The following is a 6,678-nucleotide window of genomic DNA, read 5'->3' as shown; positions in this document are numbered from 1 at the left end:
CGCCGGCACCCCTGTTCGAGCAACTCCTGGAGCGGATGCCGATGCCGCCATCCCCGGCGCGCCGACGACCGCCGCCTCCAAAGCTAGCCTATCTCCTACCTGTCGCGGCGTAGGGGGTGGCCGGAACGATGATCAAGGCCCGCGTCCGGAAGACGGAAATCAGGATTCATCGAATGAGGGCGCGCCCTTGGGCGACGTGTGACCTATTGGGAGATTCGCGACAGGTGTTCCAGCCGCGGCATGTCGCGGTTGGATATCGCGCTATCGATGACAGGGATTTCTACCAGCCGCGCTCTAATAATGGCGCCAGAAACCGCCCGGTATGCGAGCGTTGATTGGCCGCGATCTGTTCGGGTGTCCCGACAGCCACGATCTCCCCCCCCTTATCCCCACCCTCCGGCCCCAGGTCGATGATCCAGTCGGCGGTCTTGATGACGTCCAGATTGTGCTCGATGACGACGACAGTGTTGCCCTGATCGCGGAAGCGGTGCAGCACGTCGAGCAGATGTTTGACATCGTGAAAGTGCAGCCCGGTGGTCGGTTCGTCCAGGATATAGAGCGTGCGCCCGGTGTCGCGCTTGGAAAGCTCACGGCTGAGTTTGACCCGCTGCGCCTCGCCGCCGGAGAGTGTGGTGGCGCTCTGGCCGAGCCGCACATAGGACAGACCGACATCCATCAGGGTCTGGAGCTTGCGGTGGATGACCGGGACCGGGGCGAAGAAGGCCAGCGCATCCTCGATGGTGAGGTTGAGCACCTCGTCGATGGTCCGGCCCTTGTAGCGAATCTCCAGGGTTTCGCGGTTGTAGCGCCGGCCCCGGCAGGTGTCGCACTGGACATAGATGTCGGGCAGAAAGTGCATCTCGACCCGAATGAGTCCGTCCCCCTTGCACGCCTCGCAGCGCCCGCCCTTGACGTTGAAGCTGAACCGCCCCGGCCCGTAGCCGCGCGAACGCGCCTCGGGCACCGCCGCAAAGAGATCGCGCACCAGGTTGAACAGCCCGGTGTAGGTCGCCGGATTGGAACGCGGGGTGCGACCGATGGGGCTCTGGTCGATGTCGACGACCTTGTCGAACTGCTCCATGCCCTCGATGGCGAGATGCGGCGCGGGCTGGAGACTGGACCCATTGAGATGACGGGCGGCGAAGGGGTGGAGCGTGTCGTTGATCAGGGTCGATTTGCCGGAGCCGGAGACGCCGGTGATGCAACAAAAGGTGCCGACCGGGATGGAGACGTCGACGCCGCGCAGATTGTTGCCGCTGGCGCCCAGGATGCGTAACTGGCGCGCGGGATCGTTGGACGCGCGCTGGGTCGGGATCGCGATGCGCAGCTCGCCCGACAGATAGCGCCCGGTCAGCGAGCGGGGTTCGGCGGCGATCTCCCCGGCGCTGCCCTGGGCGACGATTTCGCCGCCATGCACGCCGGCGCCGGGGCCGATATCCACCACCAGATCGGCGGCGCGGATCGCCTCCTCGTCGTGCTCGACCACGATCACGGTGTTGCCGAGGTCGCGCAGATGGGTCAGGGTCTTGAGCAGCCGGGCGTTGTCGCGCTGATGCAGCCCGATGGACGGCTCGTCGAGGATGTACATGACCCCGACCAGTCCGGCGCCGATCTGGCTGGCGAGCCGAATGCGCTGGGCCTCGCCGCCGGAGAGGGTCTCGGCGCTGCGCTCCAGGGTCAGATAGTTGAGCCCGACATCGACCAGAAAGCGCAGTCGGGTGGCGACTTCCTTGATGACCTTGGCGCCGATCTCGCCGCGCTGTCCGGGGAGTTCCAGGGTCTCGAAGAAGCGCAGCGACTCGCCGACCGGCATGCGCGACACCGCCGGCAGAGTATGCTGGCCGACGAACACATGCCGCGCCGACTCGTTCAGCCGCGAGCCCTGACAGGCGGGGCAGGGCTGGTGCGAGAGATAACGCGCCAGTTCCTCGCGCACCGTGGTGGATTCGGTCTCGCGGTAGCGGCGCTCCATGTTGCGGACGATGCCCTCGAAGGGCTGCGCCTTGGCGCTGCCTTTCTCGTGCGGCAGTTTGAGCTTGAGTTTCTCCTTGCCGCTCCCATAGAGGATGACCGAGCGGACCTGCTCGCTGAGTTCCAGCCAGGGCGTCTCGGCGTCGAATCCGTAATGCTCGCCCAGCGCGCGGAGCATCTGGAAATAAAAGGCGTTGCGCCGATCCCAGCCGCGCACGGCGCCGCCCGCAAGGCTGAGTTCAGGATGCCCGACCACCTTGGCCGGATCGAAAAACTGCTCGACGCCCAGCCCGTCGCAGGTGGGACAGGCGCCGGCCGGGTTGTTGAAGGAGAAGATGCGCGGCTCCAGCTCCGGGATGCTATGGCCGCAGACCGGGCAGGCGAACTTGGCCGAAAAGGTCAGCTCGGGGTGTTCCGGTTCGTCGATCCAGCCGATTCGGGCGAGTCCCCCGGAGAGATTGAGCGTGGTCTCGAAGGATTCGGCCAGGCGCAGCGCCAGATCGGCGCGAACCCGGAAGCGGTCGATCACGACCTCGATGTCGTGCTTCTTTTTAAGATCCAGCTCGGGCGGGGCGTCCAGCTCGCAGAGCGCGCCATCGATGCGGGCGCGCACGAAACCCTGGGCATGGAGTTCGGCAAGGAGGCGCTGATACTCGCCCTTGCGCGCCGAGACCACTGGGGCGAGCAGCATCAGCTTGTCGCCTTCGGGCAGCGTCAGCACCTGATCGACCATCTGACTGATGGTCTGGGCGTCCAAGGGTACGTCGTGGGTCGGACAGCGCGGCTGGCCGACGCGGGCGAACAGCAGGCGCAGATAATCATGGATCTCGGTGATGGTGCCGACCGTCGAGCGCGGGTTGTGCGAGGTGGTTTTCTGCTCGATGGAAATCGCCGGCGACAACCCTTCGATATGATCCAGATCCGGCTTTTCCATCACCGACAAAAACTGGCGGGCATAGGACGAGAGCGATTCCACATAGCGCCGCTGACCCTCGGCATAGATGGTATCGAAGGCGAGCGAGGACTTGCCCGAACCGGACAGTCCGGTGAAGACGATCAGCCGATCGCGCGGCAGGTCGAGGTCGACGCTCTTCAGATTGTGCGTGCGAGCGCCGCGAATGCGGATGGTGTGCATGGGGGTATTGGGTCCGCCGGAGAGATGAAACAGGATGCAGCCGTTCTCGGTTTGACCGTCACCGTCGCGGATTCTCGCGCGTGACCCGCAGGATGCCTGAACCGCGTGTCGGTCAGAGCTGACCGGCGGCGGCAAGGGCGATGTAGAGGGTCTTTAATGGCAAGAGCAGCGACAGCGGTGCATCCTGTAGCGGGATCGCGCCATAGCGTTCATACCAGGATGCGCCACGCGCGTTCTTGGCATCGATGAGAAGCGCAACGCCACCCACCTGGGATGCCACTAACAGACATCGGCGACCCGCCGCCAGGACAAGCTGCCCCCCAAGTCCTCGTCCCTGGACCGAACGATCCACCGCCAGGCGCGCGAGCCGGAAGACGGGAACTTCATAACGCGCCAGACCGCGCTTCACGATCTCGGGGGTGCGCGCAAAGTCCAGCGAGGCCGGACTGAGACTGTAAAAACCCAGGATCGGTTGTCCCTCGCCATCGTTGATCGCTAGAAACGTCTTTGCGCCGCCCTGCTCATGGCTCCTGCGGGCATGGCGATGGAGAAACGCATTCAGTGCCGGATCGCCGCAATCGAAAGCGTCCCGTTGGTGCGCTTGAGCAATGGCTTCCTCATGCCATGCCAAGACGCTCATTCTGGCTTCGGCAGGGCTTGAGCAGCCGCCATCAACCTGGCATTGGGCGCTGGCGGATGCTCCAGGAGCGCCAGCACGGACAGGCTATCCCGCTCGCTGAGCGGCATCCGCTCCGCCTGATCGATGACCGCGCGGGCGGCCTCGATCGCGGGGCGAATGACAAACTCGGTCAGATTGGTGCGCCGCAGAGACACCGCGCGCATGAGCAGGGCTTTTTCGTCGGCGGCGATGCGCAGCGACATCCGGCTGTTGGTCTCGATCGGAACTCTGGGCATCGCAACGCTCCTGTTCTGTACGGATTCAAAGCATACAAGGATCGCATTGACTGTCAATCCCTCATCGCCTATCAGTGGCTGAGGGGTCATGAAAGGCGGCAACGGGAGGTCGTTTGCAGGCACCGCGCTAGGCGACGCAAGCCGCGGGCGAACCTGATCGCCCACATCGGTCTGGTCCAGACTCGACAGTACCGTCCAACATTACCCGAGCGTCACAATTTGCAAGCCCCCCCGTCGGGAAAGACAGCATGCGACATTCAACCGGGTTACGCCGCTATTCGCTGATGCGCCCAAGTTTGCGCCATACTCGAATCAATCATCTCTTAACCCAGGCCATCGAACTGCTGCTCCAAAAGCTGATCCGCCGCACATCTGGATGCTTGCAGGTCAAAGGCGGCGACTTGCAGGGCGATGTCTGACGGGGTTGATGAGCAGTAACGGAATCGCGGCAAGCTCCAGTCTTGCAGCCCCGGGTGATGGGGATAGATAAGCACCAAACGGTCACAACCGTAAGCGTGGCCATAGGCGAGTAACTGGTAGAGATCCGCCTGTGAAATGTCCGCTTTATGTTGGTCATGGACGGGCGAGAGCCGTTTCCACTTGGTATCCAGGATGGCGATCAACTGGTCTTCCAGCCACAGGCAAAGGTCCGGCCGCAGCATGAAGCGTCCGGTCTCGGACGCATCCTTGACCAGCGCACGGACGGGTTGCTCGCGGGTCAGGCGCAGCTGCTGATGTCGAGCGTGCCGGCGGATCGCCGCGCCCAAGGCCACCGACACGGCCTCCTGAAAAAGCCGATTCATGTCGAAGGTCAAGCCCAAACCTTCCTCCGCGCCGCCATGCACGTCAGGGCCTAGCAAGCGCAGCAGCCAGGACGCCATCCGCAACAGTCGATCATACCGCCGGGTCAGCCGATGGCGCGGCAACCGCACCCTGAGCGCAGGGTGAGCGCGTATAATTTTTTCTGAAATCAATAAAATCAAACAGTTAAGATGCGAGCTTCACAATACATATGAACTGTAACTTATTGATTTATAGGGGTACGCGCTCGCCCTGACCCTGAGCGCATCCCCCGCCGGCAGCCGACTGACATCGGCCAGCGCCAGGTCGAGCTGATCGGCGTGAGCCGCGAGCCGGGAACTGCCTGTGAGCCGGGCGCGGGCCAGGGCGAGCGCGGCGCGAACGACCTGGTTGAGGGCGTTATCGACCGTCAGTTCGTCGAAGACGCAATAGAGCGCATGGGCGGCGGCCCGTCCGCGCCGCACCTGTTCGCCGAGGTTGATCCGCCCGCGTGGCCGGGTCAGCCGATCTTCCTGATCGACATAGGATTTGATCCAGCCTTGCCGCAACTGACGCTGGACTTCCTCCAGGTAGGCCCGAATCACGACCGTGAGCAGGTCATCGGCCAGCCCACTGGCGGCGGTGCCATCCAGCCAAACAGGGACGTCGAAACAGCCGGCGAGCATCCGTACCAAGGCGCCCCGATCTGGCGCGGGCTGTTGGTCATCGTAGAGTTTCGGCAGGATTTCCAGCATCCAGGAGCCCGCCTGTATCAAGCCGCAATGGGAACCGGTGCGCAATCCTTCGCGAACCGGTTGCAGCACGCCACTTGGCAGCATCGGAATGCGGGCCAGAAACGCCGCATGGGCCGCGCGCGACAGTGGGCCGTGGGGGGCGATCCGGATCGTCTGGTGCTCGCGAACGATCAGATGACCAGGCGTCACGCGAGGAGACCCAGATACATCGCTTGGGTGAGTTCCTGGACCAAACGGTAACGCCGCAAGACCTCCGAGTGGCGAGTCGCGTAGGTCTCCCAGCCCTTGCCGAAGACTTGCGCAGGGTCGAGTTCCGCAGTGACCACAAACTCGCTGCGTCCGAGCGTGCGATTGACGAGTACCAGGGCGATCTGACCCCAGTCGTCATGGAAATACTCGGCGAGCAGGGGGAGGATGTGGTCCGCGAAGACCCGATTGAGGTCCGCCAGCGTCGCAACGCCGATGAAATAGGCGTGACCGAGACGGTGATCGCGGTCCAGTAGCAGTTCGATCCGTTCGTTCAGAGTTTTCAGGAGCCCGGGCAGGTCGATCCCCTCGACCGTCTTGAGCAATACCTCCGGGTCGGGGCCGATCTCCTCGAACTGGAAGCGGCGGCGCAGGGCGGTATCCAGCAGCGCGATGGAACGGTCCGCGCTGTTCATGGTGCCGTAAAGGTCGAGATTGGCCGGGACGCCGAAGGCGAGCCTGGAGTACGGGAGGACCAGACGTAGACCTTGGTGGTCGTCATCCTGTCTGGTGCGCTTGTCCGGCTCGATGAGGGTGATCAGTTCTCCCAGCACCTTGGCGAGATTGGCCCGGTTGATCTCGTCGATGAACAACGCATAACGTTGCCCCGGATCCTTCCAGGCTAGGTCGCAGCCCTTCGACAAACTCCTCATAGCTCATCGAGGGGTGGAAGGTCACGAACCGGTAGCGCGCCCCGCCGTCATCGCTCCGATACTGATCCTGATACCCATTCTCCCAGCGGGTGGTGCCTTTCGATAATGTATCCTAACAGGGCCGAGCACCAAACTGATCGATCTTGTCCCAGAACTGCGTCCAGCGCCCCGTGGATTGCACGAGCGCGCGCAGGCTCAAGACAATCTTGGCGCCCTGGTGTTT

6 protein-coding genes are annotated in these 6,678 nt (G+C 63.5%); all 6 read right to left on the bottom strand.

Annotation, left to right across the window (positions count from 1 at the left end; translation table 11 throughout):
* Positions 1–280: 280 nt before the first annotated feature.
* The 6 genes from uvrA to QZY07_RS07475 all read right to left on the bottom strand — a co-directional run bounded on the left by uvrA (position 281) and on the right by QZY07_RS07475 (position 6,455).
* Entirely contained in the window at positions 281–3,106 is a 2,826-nt protein-coding gene (gene uvrA, locus QZY07_RS07500) for an excinuclease ABC subunit UvrA (RefSeq protein WP_295401242.1), read from the bottom strand.
* A 112-nt stretch (positions 3,107–3,218) separates the two neighbouring features.
* The gene (locus QZY07_RS07495; protein WP_295401241.1) at positions 3,219–3,746 is read right to left on the bottom strand and encodes a GNAT family N-acetyltransferase; all 528 of its coding nucleotides are present in this window, start codon (positions 3,744–3,746) and stop codon (positions 3,219–3,221) included.
* On the bottom strand, positions 3,743–4,021 hold the full coding sequence (locus QZY07_RS07490) for a DUF1778 domain-containing protein (RefSeq protein WP_295401239.1): 279 nt from the start codon (positions 4,019–4,021) through the stop codon (positions 3,743–3,745). The genes QZY07_RS07495 and QZY07_RS07490 overlap by 4 nt, the downstream gene beginning before the upstream one ends.
* Positions 4,022–4,344: 323 nt before the next feature.
* A complete protein-coding gene (locus QZY07_RS07485; RefSeq protein ID WP_295401238.1) occupies positions 4,345–4,953 on the bottom strand; it encodes a hypothetical protein in 609 nt (202 codons plus the stop codon).
* 69 nt (positions 4,954–5,022) lie between these two features.
* A complete protein-coding gene (locus tag QZY07_RS07480) occupies positions 5,023–5,745 on the bottom strand; it encodes a hypothetical protein (protein WP_295401236.1) in 723 nt (240 codons plus the stop codon).
* Positions 5,742–6,455, bottom strand: coding sequence for an AAA family ATPase (locus tag QZY07_RS07475; RefSeq protein WP_295401235.1), 714 nt, complete (start codon positions 6,453–6,455; stop codon positions 5,742–5,744). Before QZY07_RS07475 ends, QZY07_RS07480 begins: the two co-directional genes overlap by 4 nt.
* Between the last annotated feature and the right edge of the window lie 223 nt (positions 6,456–6,678).

The sequence above is a fragment of the uncultured Thiocystis sp. genome (assembly GCF_903866365.1).
Classification (GTDB): Bacteria; Pseudomonadota; Gammaproteobacteria; order Chromatiales; family Chromatiaceae; genus Chromatium.
The sequence above is the reverse complement of the archived record's forward strand: the minus strand, read 5'-3'. Positions and strand labels throughout refer to the sequence as shown.

Coding starts and splice junctions, on each gene's coding strand:
- uvrA (WP_295401242.1), bottom strand. CDS start 3,106: ATGCACACCATCCGCATTCGCGGCGCTCGCACGCACAATCTGAAGAGC.
- QZY07_RS07495 (WP_295401241.1), bottom strand. CDS start 3,746: ATGAGCGTCTTGGCATGGCATGAGGAAGCCATTGCTCAAGCGCACCAA.
- QZY07_RS07490 (WP_295401239.1), bottom strand. CDS start 4,021: ATGCCCAGAGTTCCGATCGAGACCAACAGCCGGATGTCGCTGCGCATC.
- QZY07_RS07475 (WP_295401235.1), bottom strand. CDS start 6,455: ATGAGGAGTTTGTCGAAGGGCTGCGACCTAGCCTGGAAGGATCCGGGG.